The following is a 22,341-nucleotide window of genomic DNA, read 5'->3' on the forward strand; positions in this document are numbered from 1 at the left end:
TTATTGGCTGGTACATAAAACACTTCTTAAAATAAAGTGTTTGCCCATTGCGTTTAGCGTATTTACCCCTATGCAAAAATTACATAAAGTTACCGCCTGCTGTTTATTGTTTATTATGCTTTTTTCGTGTGCCGGTGTGCTGGCACAAACCAAAAAGAAAAAATCACGCTCAGTAAGGGATTCGCTCCGGGCGGCAATCCTATCGCGCGACTCCATGATGCGGTCGCTTAAACGGTCAGACACATCGGTAAATAACTTGCTGCAAAAGGTTGAATACTATACATCTTCCTTTAACCAGATCAAAACAAATCTCGCTAAACAACTCGATACGGTTGATATCAGTACGCAACTGCCCAGGTATGAAAAACGTATCGGCCTTATCAAATCATTAATTGACAATGATAAATCGAGCACACTGCGTTATTTATATGCCATACGTGATATATTAACACGCAGCGATGACCAACTCGACCTATGGCAGGAAGAACTTGCTGATATCAATTCCAAGCTGATCCAGAACCAAACAGACCTTAATGCCATATCGCAAGACAGTGTTTTAAAGATCCTGCCGGCCGACAGTTCGCTGGCCACTACCTTCCTGATACAGAAAATAGCTATCGACAGCAAGTACCACCGGTTGGATACGGTTAATAAAAAGCTGATGGTAAAAATAGGTCTGCTGCAAAACCGTACATCATCGGTATACATATCTATACTTGACTTAAAAGATCAGATTGACCTTAAAATACGCGATTTCAGTATCAGGGCATTATCTGCCGAATACAGCGATATATGGGATATGAAAGCCGATGAAGGCAGTAATTTTGGAGAGGCGTTTTCAAAAACGGTCAATATGAACTCCAAGCTTTTCAGCTTTTTTGTTGGGCGCGACATATTGATACACCTTTCCGGGTTATTGGTTTTATTAGGATTTTTGACATGGGTATATGCCAGTCGCAATAAAATACGCAAAACCAATGAGGCTTATGAAAATGTGTTTAGCCAGGCCAGTTATGTTATACATTACCCGCTTATCTCGTCGGTAATTATTGCTTTTACACTTGTACCCAATTTTTACGACCATCCGCCGGTAGTAGTGCTGGAAACGTTTTTTGTGGTGCTGATAACAGCTTTACTTTACCTGGCCAGGAAAACCTGCACCAAACCGTTATTCAATTACCTTTTACTATTATTTATCATCACTAATATTTACTGTGTAAGCAACCTGTTTATACAGGTAACCAACGCCGATAGGATAGTTATTTTGTTACTCGGCCTCGCTTCTATTTTTATCAGTGTAAGGCTTCTGCCGGCTGTCCGGAAATCACCGGGTGATTTTTTACCTCATACCGGCATTGTACTTAAGTTTTTTATTCTGCTGCAGGTAATATCATTTATATGTAATGTGTTCGGGCGGTTTAGTATGGCCAAAATAATTGGTGTAACTGCCGTGCATAACCTGTGGCTGGCCATGGCCATGTATTACATAGTGCAAATGATTATGGAAGCCTTGTTTTTGCAGCTGGAAGCCAGCAAAAACAGCAGCAACCTGAGCTCTTATATCGATTTTCAGTTACTTAAAAATAAGTTCAGAAGCATACTTACCGTATTAACCAGTGTACTGTGGCTGGTTATGCTTACCCAAAACCTGAGTATTGAAGATGCGGTATTTACGCATATTGAAGACTTTTTAACAACCAACCGCAGCATTGGAGGCACCAACACCCAGTTCACTTTTCAAAGTGTGATCATATTTATAGCTGTGATCTGGCTTTCGTCTATAACCTCTAAAATCATCAGTTACCTGTATGATGTATCGGCCAGGCACAAACATGATATGGATGTGTTGAAAAAGAAAAACCGAACTTCTACCCTGTTGATCCGTATTGGCGTTATAGCCATTGGTTTTTTTCTGGCGGTGGCCGCATCTGGTGTACCTCTTGATAAAATTACCATCATCATCAGCGCGTTTGGTATAGGCATAGGCTTCGGTTTACAAAACATTGTGAACAACCTGGTTTCAGGTTTAATACTGGCCTTTGAAAAACCGGTTCAAGTGGGTGATATTATTGAAGTCGACAGCCGTTCGGGCACCATATTGGATATTGGCATACGCGCCAGCAAAATTGCCACCAGCGATGGCGCTGAAGTTATAATCCCCAACGGCGACCTGATTTCGCACCACGTAATTAACTGGACTCTAAGCAATAACAACCGCCGGGTTGAACTGATTGTTGGTGTGGCCTATGGCACCAATATTGAAAAGGTTAAAGGCTTGCTCAATGGCGTGCTAAATGCCCATAACGACATTATGACCACACCAGAACCATCTGTACTGCTGCATAACCTGAGTGAAAGCTCTGTAGATTTCCGCGTGCTTTTCTGGGCTGCTGATATTAATACCTGGTTAGGTCTTAAAAGCAGTGTACTGACAGATATTTATGATGTATTCAATAACGAGGGTATCGAAATACCATTCCCTCAGCAGGATGTGCATGTGCTGATGCCGCCAGATAGTCAGCTTACAGCCACACAGATTAAAGAGAAAGATCAGCAGGTAAAGAAGGTGAAAAGCACCGATACGGATGATACTAAATCAAATCCGCCGGATCAAGATCAGTAAACCTGGTTTTCTTTTTAACAAAAAAGTTCCACACAATGCTGCCTTTGAACATGCCTTTCAGATTGTGCGTTATCCGTTTGGAGCTGTGCGTTTTTGGTGAAGCCTTTTTATCGCCGTTGCGCAGGTCCTTAACGCCATATCCTGATACCCGGATGCCGAAAATGCTCAGTACAAAGTTTTGATGCGCACGGCTCACCGCCCAGGCATCTTTACGTTTACCTTCGGCCAAAAACCTCACAATGGCCAGCAGGTCCATCCAGAAACGGATCATGATCACAAAAAAAGCTTTCAGAAAAGGCAGGTTCTTTTTTAACAGCAGCAGGTTATTCCTGAAATTCAAGTAGGTTTTAAACGGGTTTTCGGCATTGAGTGTGCCTCCACCCACATGATATATGGTTGATTGCGCACAATACATAACCTTGCAGCCCATATTTTTTAAGCGCCAGCAAAGGTCAATTTCTTCCATGTGTGCAAAAAAGTATTCATCAAAGCCACCGGCTTCGTCCCAGTATTTCTTTTTAATAAATAAGGATGCACCCGATGCCCAGAATATTTCGCCCGATTGTTCGTATTGCCCCAAATCGTGCTCAACCTCATAAAACATACGGCCCCTGCAAAACGGATAACCGAAGCTGTCAATAAACCCGCCGGCAGCCCCGGCGTGTTCAAACTGGTCTTTTTGCGCGTATGACAATATTTTGGGCGCGGCGGCAGCAACTAGTGCATCGCTTTCCATTAAAGCAATTACAGGCTCAATCCAGCCCGGCACTACTTCAACATCAGAGTTGAGCAAAATATAGTAATCGGCATCTACCTGGCTGAGTACACGATTATAACCACCGGTAAAGCCATAATTGCGGTCGTTTTGTATAACCTTTATACACGGATAGTTCTCCTTTATAAAAGCGACAGAATCATCGGACGAAGCATTGTCCCCGATAACTATTTCCAGCCCCGGCCATGTTGATGCCAAAACAGAAGGAAGAAATTGCTTGAGGTATTTAACGCCGTTCCAGTTTAATATAACTACAGCAACTTTTGGTGTATCAATCATTTATGTGTGTCCTCCGGCTTAAACTTCCACCTCCGGTGAGACCATAGCCAATATTGCGGCTCCCTCCTAATCATCCCTTCCAGGTATTGCACATGCACGTCTGTTATCTCATGCTCGGCGGTTTGTTTGGGGGTTTCAGTTAAGGGAATCAAAGTATAATTATAATAGCCTCTTTTTACGCGTTTCATATCGTAAAACACCACGGCAGCGTCAATAGCTTTTGATATTTTTTCGATGCCCAAAAATACGGCAGTTGGTTGATTTAAAAAATTAGTAAAGTAATTTACTTCGTGCATCACCGGGGTTTGGTCGCCAACCAATACACTCACGGTTAGTTCATTCCTGTACTCAACCATTTTACGCATGGTTTGTTTCATAGCCACCGGCTGCCCGCCAAAACGCGAACGCACCTTGATAAAAAAATCATTAAATATGGCATTTGATAATGGTTTATACACGATCATGAACCGTTTATCAGTAACAAAATTGAAATTAAGGGCGGCCATTTCCCAGTTGCAATAATGCCCGGCAACTGCTATAATGCTTTTTCCTTTGGCAAAATACTCATGCACCAGCTCGGAGTTGGTTGCTACCACACGGCGCTGGATCTGTTTCTCAGATATGGTGATCATTTTTACCGTTTCCACTATCAGGTCGGCAAGATAGCGGTAATATTTAAATTCAATATCGTGGCGCTCTTTTGCTGTTTTTTCGGGGAAGGCATTGGCTAGGTTCTGCTGTACAACATCCCTGCGATAACGCACCAAATAATAAATAATAACGAATAAAATATCAGCGATAAGGTACAGAAACCAAAAGGGAAGTAGCGATATCAGGTATAAAAAAAATATCCCTAACCTTAAAAACCCTTTTTTTATCATTATTTTAACCAATTTTGAGCACAAACATAAAATATATGATTGAAAAAGGTGCTGTGTTCCCTATGTTTTATCTTCCGCCGGTTGAGTATTTTGTACAATTAAATACTTATAAACCTGATATTCTGATAGAAAGAGAAGAACACTTTCCAAAACAAACTTACCGCAACCGCGCCAATATTTACTCGCCCGATGGCTCGTTGGCATTGGTGGTGCCGGTTATTAAAGGTTCAAAAAATCACACGAAAGTTAAAGATGTTAAAATAAGCTACGATTTTGAGTGGCAGCGTTTACACTGGCAAAGCCTGGGCGCCTGCTACCGCAGATCGGCATATTTTGAATATTATGAAGACGATTTCGCGGCGTTTTACCAAAAACAAAAACAAACCACTTATCTTTTTGATTATAACGATGAGCTTTTAAAACTCCTGCTAAAACTGCTCAAAATTAAAACAGAAATAAATTACAGCGAAGAATATCACGCTGACTATACATCGGTGCCTGATTTCAGAACATCAATACATCCTAAAAAAGAAACTCAATTGCAGCAAAAACCTTATTTTCAGGTTTTTGAAGACCGAAACGGGTTCCTGAAAAATTTGAGTATTGTTGATCTGTTATTTAACCAGGGGCCTCAAAGTATTAATTATTTATAAATGGACGGCAGGATAAAACGCGTACGTTATAAGGTTCGCAAACGTCAGGGTAACGTTGGCGACCAGCCGGGGTTAGTAATAATTCCCGAAGGAGCGCTTAAACCCCATATCGCAATATTTTCCTACAATAAAGATGAACTCCTGACATCGGAGGGCAAGGATATTAAGGTTATACTTGATCAGTTCAAAAAATGTGACAGGCGCATTAAATGGTCGCATTGGATAAAGATCAATGGCCTGGGAGACGCCAAGCTGATAGATGAAATAGGTACGCATTTAAACATAAATCCTCTAGTGCTGGAAGATATAGCCAATACGCACCAGCGCCCTAAGTTTGATGAGTATGAAGACTATGCCTTCTGTACAAGCCGCATGGTTCACTTTAACAATGATGATGAACTGATAAACAATCAGTTTTCGGCTATAATTAAAGACAACCTGATCATCAGTTTTGAGGAAGATCATGAAGAGTATTTTGAAGCGGTAAAAACACGCCTTAAAGCAGGAAAAGGAGCCATACGTACCGCAGGGCCCGGCTACATGTGCTATGCGCTTACAGACACCATTATTGATAATTACTTTATGCTGCTGGCCCAGATTGGTGATAAGCTGGACGCCATTGAGGATAAAGTTTATAGCGATGCTGATAAAAGCATCATGTTTAACTCACAGCAGATTAAGCGTACACTCATCATTGTACGCCGGGCAAGCTGGCCCGAGCGGGACAAGATCAATGATATGATCCGTTCGGAAAGCCCGCTGATAACCTCCGAGGTAAAAATCTTTTTGCGCGATGCTTATGATCATTGTATACAGGCCATGGACCTGATTGAAAATTATAAAGAGGTAACTTCCAGCATTATTGACCTGTACTTGTCAATGGTAAGCAACCGTATGAACGAGATCATGAAGGTGCTCACCATTATATCGGTAATATTTATTCCGCTGACTTTTATTGCCGGAATTTACGGGATGAACTTTTCCCGCCAGGACGATCACGGGCATACCCTGCCTGATAACATGCCCGAACTTTACTGGCACCACGGCTATGTTTACGCGCTAATATTTATGTTTTTAATAGCCATTATACAGGTAATAGTATTCTGGCGAAAAGGCTGGTTTAATAAGTTATAAGTTAATATAGAATTATGACGTGGTTTTTGCGCACGCCTCCTCAGCAGGTCCGGGATAACAAGGCCCGTAAAGATGTCATTGCGAGGAGGTACGACGAAGCAATCGCGAACGCCATTTCTCTTAGCGCAAGGTCTGCGATTGCCACGCTACGCCCGCAATGATATTTTTGTAAATTAATTCTTAAACTCCGGCTTCAAATCTCTAGCCATTGCTTTTCTGAATTTCATCACTTTGGGTTCCGATACGTGCTCAATGTAGGGATTGTCGCCATGTGTTCTGTAATAACCCTGATGATAGGTTTCCGCAGGGTAAAAGGCATTAAACGGAACTATTTGGGTCACTATAGGGTTATGGTAATGCTTTGATTCATTAACCCTTTTAACAGTGGCCTGTAAAATGTTCTTTTCTTGCGGTGTGCGGTAAAAGGCAATGGAGCGATAATCTGTACCTTCATCGGGACCCTGGCGATTTAGGGTAGTAGGATCATGCGCGAAGAAAAAACCTTCGGCCAGTTTTTCATAGGTCACAATTTTGGGGTCGTAATAAACCTGCACTGTTTCGGCGTGATTTGTATTTTGCGAGCTTACTTCCTGGTAGGTTGGGTTTTTAGTATTGCCACCGGCATATCCTGAAACTACCTTATTTACTCCCTTCAGTTCGGCCAGGGCCTCGCTCATGCTCCAGAAACAGCCGCCCCCGAAAGTGGCTACGGCCTCCCCTGCTTTAGGTTTAGGCAATGCAGCAAACTTATCAGATGACTGTCCATCGGCGCAGCCGACAAATAAAAAGGCGGCTACGACATATAAGATCAACTTTTTCATAATTATAATGATTTGTACTTTTAGTCGTATTTACGCAATAAACCTTTCAGCCGGATGGTCATTAATAAGTAATCTTAAAGTCTCTCCCCTCGGGCTGGCGCTAACCTTGTTTGAGCGACCTTTTTACCATAACCAATATTTCACTGAGCCCATTGGTTTTGATCTCGAACGTGGTTGATAGCAGCATGCCCATTTTATCCTTCGTAAAACCTTTACCCGACATCCATTCCAGGTAATAAACAGGTAAATCGGCTATAATGGTGCCTTTATATTTGCCATAAGGCATTCTGGTTTGTACAATATCTATCAGTATTTTAGAATCGGGCTGTAAGTTTTCCACCCTGTAAAGGTAAAATTTACCATTGACCAATAAAGCCGAATTTTAATATTAATCAGTTGTGACAACGGATAACTTTTGCAACTGACGCATGATCAGGAAACCGGCCAATACAGACGCAGTGGCAATAATGGCTTTAAACCCAATACTGCTTATAAAAGGAGGCACATAAGTTACGCCGGTTTCATTAGCCACAGCAGGGTGTTCCACATATCTTCCATGATGTGGTACAGCTGCACTTTCAAAAGTATCGGCAAGTTCGGTCATCGCATCTTGCAGTTCACGACCGCGCATGGCCGGGCCATGACCGGATGCTAATGCCTTTGGATTAAGTTTGGCTATTTTACGTACCGAGGCAGCAGCGGCAGTCCAATCCGTGGTAAAATATTGTGGCGGACCTGTTAGCTTTTTGATATAATTTAGTTCACAAAAGACTGATTCTGTTTGGGTGGTAGCCACCGCGTCGCCCGCTATAATGGTGGCGTTTACAGGTAAAAATAAAGATATATGACCAGGCGAATGCCCGGGGGTTTCTATTATTTTCCATTCGGGCAACTCAGGTATCCCTTCATCCACATTAATAACCCGGATTTTGCGACGGATATTGATTGGTTTCACCGGGAAAAACACCGATGTCAAACTCATCAGCCCTCCTCCCACAAACGGATCAGTTGGCGGATAAGAAGAGCGGCCGGTTAAATAAGGTAATTCAAGCGGGTGGGCATAAACCGGCACATCCCAATACCGCAAAAGCTCCTGTAAGCCCCCGGCATGATCTGCATGACCATGGGTAAGTATAATAGCCGATGGCTTGGTACCTGGGCCAAAAAGGGCTTCGGCCATAGCTATAATTTTCTTTGAAGATCCCTTTAGCCCGGCATCAACCAATACCCAGCCTTTTGCCGAACCGGGGCGGTTAGCAATCATATATACATTCACAAATAACAATCTTGTACCCCACACCCGTTGTGCTACCTGGAAATACTTTGAGCTAAGAAGTCTGTTCATTCGGTTTACTAATTATTAACAGAACAACAAGGCAATGTTAAAAGTTTTATCGTCAGTTAGTTTACTATAAATTAAAAAAAAGCGACCGATTGTTATCGTTACGCTTACAAACAAATAAAACACAAACGCCCTAAACCTGTTAGGTACTAAAAGATTAGAGACAATGGAAGAATTATTGAATGCAAAACTTACCGGTACCGACAGCGCGATTGACGGCACCATCCAGGCCATAACCTATCCAAATTTTAATAATGCTTATGAATTTAAGTCGACCGATGGAACACTGCACCTGATCATTGCTAAAGAAGCCGACGGCCAGTGGATCAGGCTCACCGGTACGGAACCTTACCTATCAAGCTGGATTGATGAGCTGGCAGAGCAGGTAAAAATGAAATAAACACGCCGGCAAAATAAAGGGGTATTAAAACAAAACAGCCAGGATGATAAACACCCTGGCTGTTTTGTTTTAATATTAATAAGCTGATTATAATTTAACCGGTTTCATTTTAGGCGAAAGCAGGTGCATGATAAACCAGGCGAGTAAATAAGCACAACCACATATCAGGAAAATGATATTATATCCGGTAGTAAGATGCCCCGATTCTTTATAAAATTCCAGCACATGTCCTACTAAAATAGGGAAAAGTATCCCGCCAACAGAGCCGGCCATTCCACCTATGCCAACAACCGAGCTAAGCGCCCTTTTCGGAAACATGTCTGACGCGGTAGTGAATATGTTTGCACTCCAGGCCTGATGGGCCGCTGCTGCCAGGCTGATTAAAGCCACCGCCTGCCATATATCAGTAGCATATTTGGCTGCTATAATTGGCAATACGCACAAAGCAAATATAAACATGGCCGTTTTACGAGCCCTGAATACCGGCCAGCCTTTTTTGATGAAGTATGAGGATAAATAACCGCCGCCGATGCTGCCAATTGAAGTAGCGGTGTACACTACTATGAGGGGCAAACTTGGCTTGGTGAGGTCGAGATGGAATGTGCTCGAAAAATAAGATGGTAACCAGAACAGGAAAAACCACCATATTGGGTCGGTAAGAAACTTACCGATCACGAATGTCCAGGTTTGCCTGATGCCAAACAATTCTACCCATTTTATTTTACTTTCCTCTTCACCAGCAACAACAAGCGCTTCATCGCTATGAATATGGGCAAACTCTTCAGGTGTTATCTTTTTATGTTTTGATGGTATTTCATAAAATATCCACCAGAATATTAACCATATAAAGCCGATGGCGCCGGTAATCAAAAATGCCATTTGCCAGCCATAAATACCCAATATCCACGGAACCATGATTGGGGCCACCACAGCGCCAATATTAGCGCCCGAGTTAAATATTCCCGTAGCCAGCGCCCTTTCTTTTTTAGGGAACCACTCGGCAACCACCTTTATGGCAGCCGGAAAGTTTCCAGATTCTCCCAAACCTAATACTGCACGTACAACCCCAAAGCCAAAAGTGCTTTTAACCACGGCGTGCAGCATAGCTGCGATACTCCACACAATTAATGATATGGTGTAACCTAATTTAGTGCCTATCTTATCAATAAAACCACCAAAAAGAAGCAACCCTAAAGCATAAGCAGTTGAAAACGCGATAACTATATAGCTATAATCAGTTTCTGTCCATTTAAACTGAACTTCCAGCACCGGCTTTAATAGGCCAATTACTTGTCTGTCCAGGTAATTTATTGTAGTGGCAAAAAATAACAGTGTAACTACTACCCATCTGTAGTTTCCAACTTTGGTTTCTTTCATTATAATTGGTTTTTAGATTGATTTATTTACTGGTTTGCACCATTTCCATTAATTTAATAGTATCAGAATATAACTGTTCATACAAACGGTTCTCCAATACTTTTTTGCTGATAAGCTTGCTGCCCATGCCCACCGCGCAAACCCCGGCCCTGAACCAGGTGCTGATACTGTCGATATTCAAATCGACCCCGCCGGTTGGCATAAATAACTGCCCGGCAAACAGTTCCCTTATCGACGACATAAACTCCGGACCCAGGATGTTGGCCGGGAATAGTTTTATCAATGCCGCCCCATGCTGCTGGGCAGTACTGATTTCTGTTGGCGTCATACAGCCGGGTATCCACAATAAATTGTGTTGTTTGGCTACTGCCCCAACTTCCGGATTTATAGTTGGCGCTACAATAAAATCGGCTCCGGCTTCAATAAAGGACGTGGCCTCGGCAGCGGTTTTGATGGTGCCTATTCCTAACTGCAACTCGGGCATTTCTTCCTTTTGCGCTTTCTTTAATACTTTAAAGTTAGCCAGGGCAGCCGCGCCGCGGTTGGTATATTCAAATACCCTAATACCTGCTTTGTACAGCGTACGGGTTATCTCCAGGCTCACCTCCGCATCTTCATAAAAAAAGAGGGGTAACGATCCCTGGGTTAGTATGGCATCAAGCACTATATCTTTTTTACTCATGGTTTTATCGCTTTTGTAATTTCCTCAACCGTTTTAGTGGTTGCATCTCCTTCAATAAATAGTTTCTGATAAGCCGCCGACGTAGCAAACTCCAATGTTTCCAGCGGGTCAAGGTCATTATAAAACCCGTAGATCAGGCCGGCCATAAAACAGTCGCCGCTGCCCACTTTATCCACCACTTTATCGGTATCATATTGTTTTGAGCTATGTAGCCTATCTCCTGTGTACAATGCAGTGTAATATTCAATACCCTCTCCCGCGTCAAAACGGAAGGTGTTGGCTACTGCTTTGCACTTAGAGAATTGCTTAATAATACTTTCTGACGAATTCTGCGCTTCCTTCAGGTAAATGCTTTTCTGTCCCGATTCGGTAACATTTGGCTCTACAGGTATGCCCAGCATCCTTTCGGCTGCCCATATATTACCCATGATCAGGTCGGCATATTTTACCAGTTGCGGCATCACCTCAAGCGGGCTTTTTCCGTACTGCCAAAGTCTTGCCCTGTAATTCAGGTCGACCGATATGGTGATATTTTTTGCCGAGGCTACTTTCAACACTTCCAGGCAAACGTCGGCCACGTTTTGATTGATGGCAGGGCATATCGCGCTAAAGTGAAACCAGCTTACCCCGTCGAGCACCTCATCCCAGTTAACCTGGCCTGGCTTTAAATCGGCAAAGGCAGAGTAGGCACGGTCATATATGAGCGCATTATTCTTAATATCCTTACCACGGGTTAAATAGTACAGCCCTATCCTATCCCCGTGCATAAAAACAGGCGTCGTATCAACTTTTTTGCCTTGCAGGTGAGTTAATATCTGGGCCGACATGGCATTATCTGGCAGCGCGGAAAAATAGGCCGATGGTAAACCCCATAGCGCCAAGGCAGTAGCCACATTTAATTCGGCTCCGCCTACAAAAAATGGCAGCTGGTTATCGCTTAACCATTGCCCCCCCGCATCAGGACAAATCCGCAGCAGCAGTTCGCCAAATGAAAGTACGCTGCCTTTCGATAATCCGTTTTCAAAAGGACTGCTCATTATTGCTTATCGAAATTAAAGTAATTCTTAGCGTTATAATAGCATATATCCTGCACAATCTTGCCTGTCCATTCTATATCATTCGGCAGCTCGCCATTTTCAATATCCTCGGCAAACAGGTTACATACCAGCCTGCGGAAATACTCATGTCTTGGGAATGATAAAAAGCTGCGCGAATCGGTAAGCATGCCTACCAGTCGGCTCAGCAAACCAATGTTCGAGAGGGCGTTTAACTGCTTGGTCATGCCGTCCTTCTGATCAAGGAACCACCAGGCCGAACCAAACTGAACCTTACCAGCTACAGAACCGTCGTTAAAATTGCCGGTCATGGAAGCCATCAGCTCATTATCAGCAGGGTTCAGGTTATATAAAATGGTTTTCGCCAGTTTATTATCCAGATCAAGCTTGTTCAGGAAACGCGATAAAGCTACTCCCTGGGTAAAATCGCCAATAGAATCCCAGCCAGTATCCGGACCTGAATTGGTTAAACCGCGGGTATTATTATTGCGCAATGCACCAAGGTGATACTGCTGTACCCAGCCTTTTTCATGATCCCAAAGTGCAAACTGAAACAGCATGGCCGATTTAAACTTCAATATTTCCAGCGGTAATAGCGCCTGTTTATTCCTTATTTTTAAAAATATGGCGGTTATCTCGCTATCGGTATAATCTTCCGCATAAATCTGCTCCAAGCCATGATCAGATACCTGGCAGCCATTCGCCGCGAAATAGTCATGACGGGCCTTTAGAGCTTTCAAATAATCATCGTAGCTGGAAACGGATACATTGGCTACTGCCTCCAGCTGATCAATATAGGCGTTCAACGCATTCAGATCATCTGCATTCATGGCTTTGTCTGGCCTGAAAGCCGGTAATACTTTTACGCTGAAACCATCCTGTTTAATTTTTTGATGATGCGCGAGGTTATCCAACGGATCATCAGTAGTGCAAACAACCTCTACGTTTTTTCCTTTCAGGATATTGCGTACGCTAAATTCGGGCGTTTGTAGTTTAGCGTTACAATCGGCATATGTTTTCTGCGCAGTTGCCGGCGAAAGCAAGTCTGTTACACCAAAATAGCGTTGCAGTTCCAGGTGTGTCCAGTGATACAGCGGATTACGCAGCGTATATGGAACGGTGGCAGCCCATTTTTCAAACTTCTCCTGGTCGGTTTTGCTTCCGGTAATAAATTCCTCATTAACGCCGTTGGCGCGCATGGCCCGCCACTTATAATGATCGCCATAGAGCCATATTTTGGTCAGGTTCTCAAAACTTACGTCTCCGGCTATCTGATCAGGCGGCAAATGGCAATGGTAGTCAATAATGGGTAATTCGCTGGCGTGCTCGTGGTACAGGCGCTGTGCTGTTTTGCTTACAAGTAAAAAATCCTGATCTAAAAAATTCTTCATTAGTGTATGAGGCAAGTAATCTGCCTTTTTAAGTTTCTTAATATTATGTTTATTAAACCTCATCCTACCCTCTCCAAAGGAGAGAATTATTACATGAGGACTTCGCCGTTTAGGTGAGGCTGTTATTATTTATCAAACAACGAGCGTTTAATACCCATTTCCAACCCTCTTAGTTCGGCCAAACCTTTCAGCCTTCCAATTGCCGAATACCCGTGGTAAGTTTTATAGTTAAAATCATCGAGCAGTTTATGACCATGATCCGGGCGCATCGGTATCGCGATATCTGTACGACCATTTTGCTCCCGTTTTTGCTGTTCAAGGACGATGTTTTTCATCACGGCATACATATCTGTACTGCCATTCAGGTGCTCGGCTTCGTAAAAACTGCCATCATCTTCGCGCTGTACATTACGCAGGTGTAAAAAGTGGATGTGCTCCCCTAACCTTTTTACAATACCGGGCAAATCGTTATCGGCCCTTGCACCTAATGAACCACTGCAAAAAGTAAGGCCATTACTTGGCGACGGGCTGAAATTAACCACATCAGCCAGGTCCTGCTCTGTTGACACCACGCGCGGTAAACCCAGTATCGGGAACGGGGGATCATCCGGGTGGATACACATTTTCACCCCGGCAGCTTCTGCTCCCGGTATAATACCTTTAAGAAAATAACCGAGGTTATTTTTTAAAGCCACGGCATCAGTATCAGCATATCGTTTTAAATGTTCCTTAAACTCCGGAATGGTTAGTACCTTGTTGGTACCGGGTAAACCAGCCATCAGGTTATTGATCAGCTGGGCCTTTTCATCGGCACTGATATTATCCAGATAGTTTTTAGCTGCCTGCTGTTGCTCAGTGGTAAAGTCATTGGCGGCTCCCTCACGTTCCAGTATGTACAGGTCAAAAGCCGCCAGGGCAACAGCGTCATACCTTAAAGCGGTTCCTTTATTAGGCAACAGGAAATCCAGATCAGTACGTGTCCAGTCGAGCACAGGCATAAAATTATAGCAAACCGTATATATGCCCGCCGCGGCCAGGTTTTGAAGTGTGCTTACATAATTTTCAATGTATTTGTCCCTGTCGGGTGATGCCGTTTTGATGCTCTCATGGATATTCACACTCTCCACAACCGACCAGGTAAGGCCGGCATCCTCAATAATCTTTTTACGCTCATTGATCTCGTCAAGGCTCCATACCTCCCCGCTCGGGATGTGATAAAGCGACGTAACTATACCTGTGGCGCCCGTTTGCCTGATTGCAGTAAGCGTAACCGGATCGGTAGGCCCAAACCAGCGAAATGTTTGTTCTAAATTATTCACCATGGATCAATGGTATCGTATATAATAGGTTTGTTGTGACCGGCAAATTACACATCATTCATGCAAGTTGGAAGGGATATTAAAAAACAATCCACGCAAACGTTTGCGGATATTCTGAAATGCCCGGTGACAGAAAACGCCATGCGCAATAAGTTAACTACCTTTTATAATATTTACCAAGTGAGCATATATAACGTTTTAGCAAACGGCCACCATTATCCAAACAAAAAGGGCGACAGATCTTATAACCTATCGCCCTTTTATGTACTTGCTTTTAAATATCTGCTACCAGAAAATTGAATAAAGCGCAACTACTATACCAGTAACGATAAGCGCTCCGGCAGTAAATGCTCTTGATGGTTTAAACATAGCTGCATCTATTTCTAAACCATTGGTGGTAACACCTCTTGCAGCGTCAATTTTTGAAATAATGTACATACCTACAACACAAATTACAAATACAAAGCCCATACGGTCAAGGAATGGTATTTCGTAAAGCTGGGTTACCTTATCGTCCTGCAATGCCAATTTTGAAAAGCCATAAGGAGAAAGGAAGCTCAAATCGGCAAAACGAGGCAATAGTTTGAAGAAGCATGACATGATAAAACCACCTACTGTAGCAAATAAAGCCGCGTTTGAAGTCGCTTTTTTCCAGAAGAAACCCAAAATAAACATGGCAAAAATACCCGGCGAAACAAAGCCGGTATACTCCTGTATGTATTGGAACCCTTGTTTACCTTCGCCCATTAATGCGTTACCAATTACTTCAGATAATAAGATACCTAATACCATGGCTACTACCACACTCCATTTACCCAGGCTTACCAGTTTTTTATCGGTAGCTTCCGGGTTGATGGCTTTTTTGTAAATATCTAAAGTAAATATGGTAGCAATACTGTTTGCTTTACCAGCTAAGGAAGCAACAATTGCTGCTGTTAAAGCTGCAAATGAAAGTCCTTTTAAGCCGCCAGGCAATAGGTTTAATAACGAAGGATAAGCCTTATTAGGGTCTGTTACGCCGGTTGAGCTCATCATTTCCTGATGGAACATACCTTTTTGGTAAAGTACGTAAGCTGCTATACCAGGCAATACCACAATAACAGGCATCAATAATTTTAGGAAAGCTGCAAATAAGATACCGCCGCGGGCAGTTTTAAGGTTTGCACCTAACGCCCTTTGCGTAATGTACTGGTTACAGCCCCAATAGTTCAAATTGGTGATCCACATACCACCTATTAAAACCGTTAAGCCCGGCAAATCCATGTAATTGGCATTATCCTTTTTAAAGATCATGTGGAAATGATCATTGGCTTCGCTGTACATCGATTTAAAGCCGCTCATGATACCAGGCGTGTTGGTAAATGTACTCAGCTTGTCAAGTGCAAGATAGGTAGCTACCAAGCCACCTAATATTAACACAGCAACCTGTATAACATCGGTGTATCCGATAACCTTCATACCACCCAGGGTAATAATCACCGCAAATATTGCCAGCAACCATATACATAAGTGAATATCAAGACCTGATATACCGCTGATAGCCAATGCTCCAAGGTACAGGATAGACATCAAGTTAACCACAATGTACAACAGCAGCCAGAAAATAGCCATGATCATGGCCACCGTGCCGTTGTACCGCTGATGCAGAAACTGCGGCATGGTGAATATCTTGTTTTTAAGATACACCGGTATAAAAAATACCGCCACAATAATGAGCGTAATCGCGGCCATCCACTCGTAAGTAGATATGGCCAAACCCATCTTGAATGCCGATCCGCTGGTTCCGATAAATTGTTCAGCCGATATATTGGAGGCGATAAGTGACGCCCCGATTGCCCACCAGGTTAATGACCCTTCGGCCAAAAAGTAATCTTTTGAGGTGGCATCGGCGTTATGTTTTCGCTTATATACCCACCAACCGTAGCTGGCAACTAATACAAAGTAGATCAAAAATACAGCATAATCGCCATACGAGAGGGTTTTTAGATTCATTGTTTGGTTCTGTTGGTTTTAATATGTTAGTTTGACAATTATAAACTATATATAGCGATTTATCAAATTTTCTAAATATTCTTGCTTACCGCTAATGGCTTTAGGTTCGCCATTGGCAATTGCATAGTTACGTAAATCTTCCAACGAAAGCTTGCCTGTTTCAAAATCTTTACCTGAACCCGAGTCAAATGACGCATAACGCTCAGCGCGTATTTTTTTGTATTCTGATTTTTGAAGGATGTTATCAGCAGTTACCAAAGCGCGGGCAAAAACGTCCACACCGCCAATGTGTGCGTAGAATAAGTCGGCCGGATCTGTTGAGTTACGACGGATCTTGGCATCAAAGTTAATACCACCACCCTGGAAACCGCCTGCTTCCAATATAATCAGCATTGATTCGGTGATCTCGTTAATATCATTCGGAAACTGGTCAGTATCCCAGCCGTTCTGTACATCACCACGGTTGGCATCTATCGAACCTAATAAACCTGAGTCGGCAGCTACCTGCAGCTCATGCTGGAAGGTATGACCAGCCAGCGTGGCGTGGTTAACTTCAAGGTTCAGTTTAAAATCGTTCATCAGATCATACTTCTGCAAAAAGCCCAGTACGGTAGCTGCATCATAATCATATTGGTGCTTGGTTGGCTCGCATGGTTTTGGCTCAATAAAGAATGTACCTTTAAAGCCTTGCTTACGGGCATAATCTTTAGCAGTGTGTAAAAAGCGTGCAAAATGCTCCTGTTCACGTTTCATATCGGTGTTAAGCAAACTCATATAGCCTTCACGGCCACCCCAGAAAACATAGTTTTCGCCACCTAATGCAATGGTTGCGTCAATAGCAGCTTTAACTTGTGCGCCTGCATGGGCCAGCACATGAAAATCGGGATTGGTAGAGGCGCCATTCATATATCTTTTATGGCTGAACAGGTTTGACGTACCCCAAAGCAACTTAACACCGCTGGCAGCTTGCTTTTGTTTGGCATACTCAACCAGGGCTTGCAAACGTCTGTCGTTCTCGTTTACATCGTTACCATAATCAACTACATCCACATCATGGAAACAATAGTATGGCAGGTTCATTTTGGTGATGAACTCAAAAGCCGCGTCCATTTTATCTTTAGCGCGCTCAACAGCGTCTGCCTTTTCATCCCATGGGAATACATGTGTAGCCCCGCCAAATGGGTCAGCTCCGTTGCCGCAGAATGAGTGCCAATAAGCGCAGGCAAAGCGCAAGTGGTCTTTCATTGTTTTACCAGCCACTACCCTGTCCGCGTCATACCACCTGAAAGCAAGTGGATTGTCCGACTGCGGTCCTTCATATTTAACCTGTCCTATTTCTTTGAAAAATTCCTTTTCTCCTGTTATGATGCTCATATTTTTAATTATTGAGTTATTGAATTATTTTAATTACTGATTTATTGAGTTATTGAATTGCTTTCCTTTTATCTTTCACCCTTTACCTTCTTTTAACCTTTCTTGTAAAAGTTCCTTCCATTCCTGGTAAACTGGTTCAAATTGCTGGGTTGATGGTTCAATTAATTGGATGGCTTTAGCATTGCTGAAAGCCTGGGCGGGTGATTTGAATATCCCAGCACCTATGCCGGCGCCAAGGGCCGCCCCTACACTGCCATCATTATTATACAGCTCCACCGGTACGCCTGTAGCATTTACAAAAGTTTCGGTAAACAGTTCGCTCAGGAACAGGTTACTCTTGCCTGCACGGATCACTGTTGGATTCATGCCATTGCTGCGCATAATATCCAATCCATAGCGGAACGCGCTCGCTATCCCCTCTTGAACTGCCCTGAAAATATGTGCGTGGGTGTGCAGGTTCAGGTCGATATTCTGAATATGTGCGCCTACCTGTTTATTATTAAGCATGCGCTCCGCGCCATTACCAAAAGGTAATATCTGCAGACCGTCGCTCCCTAACGGGGCTTTTTTAGCCTCATTATTCATTTGGGTATAACTTAAGCCTGCGCCAAAATTATATTTTGCCCACCGATACAGGCTACCTGTGCCATTAATACATAGAAGCACGCCAAGGCGTTTTTGCTGTTCGGTATAGTTAACGTGGGCGAAGGTATTGATTCGCGATTGCTGATCATAAGCCAGTTGATCACTTACACCATAAATTACGCCGGATGTGCCCGCCGTGGCAGCAACCTCACCAGGATTAAGTACATTTAAAGACAACGCGTTATTGGGCTGATCGCCGGATTTATAAGCCACCGGGATACCGGGTTTCAAATTAAGTTTTTCGGCAACTGAGGCCAACAAGGTTCCGTGCGATGAAAACACCGGGTTGATAACAGGGAACAAACTTTCATCAAAACCAAAGTAATCAATGATCTCTTTGGAGATACCGTTTGTTTTAAAATCAAAGAATACGCCTTCTGACAGGGCCGATACCGAAGTAGTGATCTCGCCGGTAAGTTTCATGGCAATATAATCGCCGGGCAGCATGATCTTGCTAATCTTACTGTAAATCTCCGGTTCGTTCTCTTTAACCCAGGCCAGCTTGGAGGCGGTAAAGTTACCAGGCGAATTGAGCAGGTGCGACAGACAATTTTCTTCACCAATGGCAACAAAGGCCTTATCGCCAATTTCAACAGCACGGCTATCGCACCATATAATACTATCACGCAGTACGTTTTGATCTTTATCAACCAAAACCAGTCCGTGCATCTGGTAGGCTATGCCTATGGCGGCTATATCTGCGGAATTATAGACTTTTTTTGCATGGCAACGAGCCAGGGCCTGCTGTGCCTGCTCCCACCACATATCCGGAGTTTGCTCGGCCCAGCCGGGGTGTAGCGCTTTAATCGGCGATTCTTCATCGGGGTATTGCGCCGAGGCTACTATTTGCTGGGTAGCTGCGTCAACAATGCTAACTTTAACTGAGGAGGTACCTATATCAATGCCTAATAACAGCATATTTCTTTGGGGGTTAGTACGTGAATATTAAGATGTGTTTATTTTTTGGTAACTTAACGAGACGAAATTAAATAAATATTTGAAATTGCAATCGATTGCGTAAAATATTTTTTCCAACTTGCATTTTATAATGAAGAAAGTAAAACGTACCACCATTTATGATATCGCTGATAAGCTGGGCATAACCGCTTCTTCCGTATCAAGGGCGCTCAATAACAGCAGCCAGGTAAATGAAAAAACAAAGGAGCTCATCATCAAAACTGCCGATGAGCTAAATTATAAACGTAATATACTGGCCTCTAATCTGCGCAAGGGCCAATCAAAAACCATTGGTGTGGTTGTACCACGTATCAACCAGAACTTTTTTTCGAACGTGATTGCCGGCATTGAAGAAACCACCTATCAAAAAGGGTATAACCTCATTATTTGTCAATCGGGCGAAGATCATGATAAGGAAATCCAATGTGTAAATACGCTCATCAATCAGCATGTGGATTGTATTGTGATATCTGTATCGGCCGATAGTTATGACTATCAGCACCTGCAAAATGTAATTGATCACGGCATACAACTCATTCAGTTTGACCGTGTTGCCGAAGAACTGGAAACCTTAAAAGTAATTAATGATAATGTGCAGGCCTCATTTGAGGCGGTATCGCATTTAATTGAGGGCGGTTACAAACGCATAGCCCTCCTGGAAGGCCCTCAAAACCTGAATATTTTTAAACAACGTAAGGAAGGTTATTTAAAAGCCTTTAAAATGTATAACGTACCCGTTATTGATGAACTGATAGTTGAAAATGCCTGGACAAAGGAGCTCGGCGCCGAAGGTACACGTAAATTGCTGAGCCTGCCCAATCCTCCCGATGCCATATTTGCTTCTACATCAGATTTTTCTGCCCTGGGCGTTTTAGATGTTGCTAATGCTATGGGTATTAAGGTACCCTCAGAATTGGGCATTTGCGGTTATGCCAATGAAAGTTTTTCGGAAATCACCAGTCCGTCAATTACCACTATTGATCAATTTAGCGTTTATATGGGTAATACGATAGCTAATTTATTCTTTCAGGAGATCGGTAATACCGACACTACCGCCAAGCCCAAGATCATCAGTATTAAGCCGGAATTGATTATCAGAGGATCGACAAAACGGAATAAGTGAACACCTCTCCAAATTTCCCCCTTGGGGGAGACTTTCTAACAAAGCCCTCTCCTTTGGAGAGGGTTGGATGAGGCCTACTAAATTTTATCCACTAATACAACACATTACACTTAAAAAGTATATTTTATATTTAATATCAATTAGTAAATCTTATCATTTTTGTTACATTAAGCCTTAAATTCAACCATTATTAATTACAAGAAATATGGATGATTTTATTGCAGCAAGGTCGCAGATGGCCTTATCATTAGGTTTTCATATCATCTACTCCTGTATTGGCATGGTAATGCCTGTTTTTATGGCCATATCGCATTATAAATGGATAAAAACCAAAGACCCGGTTTATAAAAATATAACCATAGCCTGGAGTAAAGGTGTAGCTATATTTTTTGCCACAGGCGCGGTTTCGGGCACTATGCTGTCATTTGAACTGGGTTTACTCTGGCCGGGTTTTATGAAACACGCCGGTCCTATTTTCGGGATGCCATTTTCTTTAGAAGGCGTAGCCTTTTTTATTGAGGCTATTGCCCTGGGCTTTTTTCTGTATGGCTGGAACAGGCTTAACACCTGGTTTCATTGGGTTACAGGCATTGTGGTAGGTGTGAGTGGTATAGCATCAGGTATTTTAGTGGTATCGGCCAATGCATGGATGAACAGCCCATCGGGTTTTGATTTTGTAAATGGTAAATACCTCAATATCGACCCGGTAAAAGCTATGCTTAACGAGGCCTGGTTTTCCGAATCGCTGCACATGACCATTGCCGCGTTCTCGGCTACAGGTTTCGCGGTGGCTGGCATTCATGCGCTGATGATCTACCGCAAACGGAACGTTCACTTTCACAGTAAGGCATTCAAGATCGCCATTATATTTGGAGCAGCGGCAGCGATTTTGCAACCTTTAAGCGGCGATATCTCTGCCAAGGGAGCGGCCAAAAGGCAGCCTGCCAAGTTAGCTGCTATGGAAGCTTATTTTCATACCCAAACTTATGCCCCGTTACTTATCGGCGGCATACCAGATACTGTGGCTAAAAAAGTAAATTATGGTATTGAGATACCCGGCCTTTTAAGTTTCCTGGTGCATGATAACTTTAAACAAGAAGTTAATGGGTTAGATAAGATACCCTTTAAAGACCAGCCACCGGTAGCAGTTACCCACTATGCCTTTCAAATTATGGTGGGCTTTGGTGTGCTGATGATGCTGATTGGGATATTATACTTTATAGCACTGTGGCGAAAGAAAAGCTGGTTTAACAAGGGCTGGTTCCTGAAGATGTTTATATGGGCCACCCCAGCAGGTTTTATTGCCCTTGAAGCCGGGTGGACGGTTACCGAAGTTGGCCGCCAGCCCTGGATAATACAAGGCGTTATGCGCACCAGCGAGGCTGTAACGCCAATGCCAGGTATACAGTACTCCTTTTACCTGTTTACCTTTATTTATTTCACCCTGAGCATATTTGTTATTTTCCTGCTGAAACGACAGATACAAATGGTGCCCGAATTGTATGACCGTTAACCCGT

General features: G+C 43.1%; 20 protein-coding genes. 7 read left to right on the forward strand and 13 right to left on the reverse strand.

Annotated features, from left to right (window positions below; genetic code table 11):
• Positions 1-70 precede the first annotated feature (70 nt).
• Complete coding sequence (locus SNE25_RS21755; protein WP_321561113.1) at positions 71-2,623, forward strand: mechanosensitive ion channel family protein; 2,553 nt, start codon at positions 71-73, stop codon at positions 2,621-2,623.
• On the opposite strand, the gene SNE25_RS21760 is transcribed toward SNE25_RS21755, so the two are convergent.
• Both SNE25_RS21760 and SNE25_RS21765 read right to left on the reverse strand, forming a co-directional pair.
• Positions 2,592-3,677 carry a glycosyltransferase family 2 protein gene (locus tag SNE25_RS21760; RefSeq protein WP_321561114.1) on the reverse strand — a complete coding sequence of 362 codons (1,086 nt, stop codon included), beginning with the start codon at positions 3,675-3,677 and terminating at the stop codon, positions 2,592-2,594. The genes SNE25_RS21755 and SNE25_RS21760 overlap by 32 nt on opposite strands.
• Positions 3,674-4,558, reverse strand: coding sequence for a lysophospholipid acyltransferase family protein (locus SNE25_RS21765; protein WP_321561115.1), 885 nt, complete (start codon positions 4,556-4,558; stop codon positions 3,674-3,676). The genes SNE25_RS21760 and SNE25_RS21765 overlap by 4 nt, the downstream gene beginning before the upstream one ends.
• Positions 4,559-4,593: 35 nt before the next feature.
• Between SNE25_RS21765 and SNE25_RS21770 the strand changes: the two genes are divergently transcribed.
• Both SNE25_RS21770 and corA read left to right on the forward strand, forming a co-directional pair.
• A complete protein-coding gene (locus SNE25_RS21770; protein ID WP_321561116.1) occupies positions 4,594-5,211 on the forward strand; it encodes a WbqC family protein in 618 nt (205 codons plus the stop codon).
• A complete protein-coding gene (gene corA / locus SNE25_RS21775) occupies positions 5,212-6,345 on the forward strand; it encodes a magnesium/cobalt transporter CorA (protein ID WP_321561117.1) in 1,134 nt (377 codons plus the stop codon). It begins immediately after the preceding gene.
• Positions 6,346-6,518: 173 nt separating this feature from the next.
• Here corA and msrA read toward each other — a convergent pair whose 3' ends face one another.
• The 3 genes from msrA to SNE25_RS21790 all read right to left on the reverse strand — a co-directional run bounded on the left by msrA (position 6,519) and on the right by SNE25_RS21790 (position 8,511).
• Entirely contained in the window at positions 6,519-7,166 is a 648-nt protein-coding gene (gene msrA / locus SNE25_RS21780; protein WP_321561118.1) for a peptide-methionine (S)-S-oxide reductase MsrA, read from the reverse strand.
• 100 nt (positions 7,167-7,266) lie between these two features.
• The gene (locus tag SNE25_RS21785) at positions 7,267-7,506 is read right to left on the reverse strand and encodes a DUF3820 family protein (RefSeq protein WP_321561119.1); all 240 of its coding nucleotides are present in this window, start codon (positions 7,504-7,506) and stop codon (positions 7,267-7,269) included.
• A gap of 48 nt (positions 7,507-7,554) precedes the next feature.
• Positions 7,555-8,511, reverse strand: a complete 957-nt coding sequence (locus tag SNE25_RS21790; RefSeq protein WP_321561120.1) for an MBL fold metallo-hydrolase — start codon at positions 8,509-8,511, stop codon at positions 7,555-7,557.
• A 163-nt stretch (positions 8,512-8,674) separates the two neighbouring features.
• On the opposite strand from SNE25_RS21790, the gene SNE25_RS21795 reads away from it, so the two are divergent.
• A complete protein-coding gene (locus SNE25_RS21795) occupies positions 8,675-8,908 on the forward strand; it encodes a hypothetical protein (protein ID WP_321561121.1) in 234 nt (77 codons plus the stop codon).
• Between the two features lie 87 nt (positions 8,909-8,995).
• On the opposite strand, the gene SNE25_RS21800 is transcribed toward SNE25_RS21795, so the two are convergent.
• The 5 genes from SNE25_RS21800 to uxuA form a co-directional block, all read right to left on the reverse strand.
• Complete coding sequence (locus SNE25_RS21800; RefSeq protein WP_321561122.1) at positions 8,996-10,285, reverse strand: MFS transporter; 1,290 nt, start codon at positions 10,283-10,285, stop codon at positions 8,996-8,998.
• A 22-nt stretch (positions 10,286-10,307) separates the two neighbouring features.
• Positions 10,308-10,967, reverse strand: a complete 660-nt coding sequence (locus SNE25_RS21805; protein ID WP_321561123.1) for a bifunctional 4-hydroxy-2-oxoglutarate aldolase/2-dehydro-3-deoxy-phosphogluconate aldolase — start codon at positions 10,965-10,967, stop codon at positions 10,308-10,310.
• Positions 10,964-12,004, reverse strand: a complete 1,041-nt coding sequence (locus SNE25_RS21810; RefSeq protein ID WP_321561124.1) for a sugar kinase — start codon at positions 12,002-12,004, stop codon at positions 10,964-10,966. The genes SNE25_RS21805 and SNE25_RS21810 overlap by 4 nt, the downstream gene beginning before the upstream one ends.
• Positions 12,004-13,413 (reverse strand): glucuronate isomerase, encoded by a 1,410-nt coding sequence (gene uxaC / locus SNE25_RS21815; RefSeq protein ID WP_321561125.1) that lies wholly within the window; start codon positions 13,411-13,413, stop codon positions 12,004-12,006. The genes SNE25_RS21810 and uxaC overlap by 1 nt, the downstream gene beginning before the upstream one ends.
• 125 nt (positions 13,414-13,538) lie before the next feature.
• On the reverse strand, positions 13,539-14,735 hold the full coding sequence (gene uxuA / locus SNE25_RS21820) for a mannonate dehydratase (RefSeq protein ID WP_321561126.1): 1,197 nt from the start codon (positions 14,733-14,735) through the stop codon (positions 13,539-13,541).
• 57 nt (positions 14,736-14,792) lie between these two features.
• On the opposite strand from uxuA, the gene SNE25_RS21825 reads away from it, so the two are divergent.
• Positions 14,793-15,032, forward strand: a complete 240-nt coding sequence (locus SNE25_RS21825) for a hypothetical protein (RefSeq protein WP_321561127.1) — start codon at positions 14,793-14,795, stop codon at positions 15,030-15,032.
• Here the strand turns inward: SNE25_RS21825 and SNE25_RS21830 are convergent.
• The 3 genes from SNE25_RS21830 to SNE25_RS21840 all read right to left on the reverse strand — a co-directional run bounded on the left by SNE25_RS21830 (position 15,018) and on the right by SNE25_RS21840 (position 19,661).
• Positions 15,018-16,724, reverse strand: a complete 1,707-nt coding sequence (locus SNE25_RS21830; protein WP_321561128.1) for a sodium/sugar symporter — start codon at positions 16,722-16,724, stop codon at positions 15,018-15,020. The two genes, SNE25_RS21825 and SNE25_RS21830, sit on opposite strands and share 15 nt — an antisense overlap.
• A gap of 45 nt (positions 16,725-16,769) precedes the next feature.
• On the reverse strand, positions 16,770-18,098 hold the full coding sequence (xylA, locus tag SNE25_RS21835) for a xylose isomerase (protein ID WP_321561129.1): 1,329 nt from the start codon (positions 18,096-18,098) through the stop codon (positions 16,770-16,772).
• Between the two features lie 75 nt (positions 18,099-18,173).
• Positions 18,174-19,661, reverse strand: a complete 1,488-nt coding sequence (locus tag SNE25_RS21840; RefSeq protein ID WP_321561130.1) for a xylulokinase — start codon at positions 19,659-19,661, stop codon at positions 18,174-18,176.
• A gap of 130 nt (positions 19,662-19,791) precedes the next feature.
• Between SNE25_RS21840 and SNE25_RS21845 the strand changes: the two genes are divergently transcribed.
• Both SNE25_RS21845 and SNE25_RS21850 read left to right on the forward strand, forming a co-directional pair.
• Positions 19,792-20,823, forward strand: coding sequence for a LacI family DNA-binding transcriptional regulator (locus SNE25_RS21845; RefSeq protein WP_321561131.1), 1,032 nt, complete (start codon positions 19,792-19,794; stop codon positions 20,821-20,823).
• A 205-nt stretch (positions 20,824-21,028) separates the two neighbouring features.
• Positions 21,029-22,336 carry a cytochrome ubiquinol oxidase subunit I gene (locus tag SNE25_RS21850; RefSeq protein ID WP_321561132.1) on the forward strand — a complete coding sequence of 436 codons (1,308 nt, stop codon included), beginning with the start codon at positions 21,029-21,031 and terminating at the stop codon, positions 22,334-22,336.
• The last annotated feature ends 5 nt before the right edge of the window (positions 22,337-22,341 follow it).

The organism is Mucilaginibacter sabulilitoris (genome assembly GCF_034262375.1).
GTDB lineage: Bacteria > Bacteroidota > Bacteroidia > Sphingobacteriales > Sphingobacteriaceae > Mucilaginibacter > Mucilaginibacter sabulilitoris.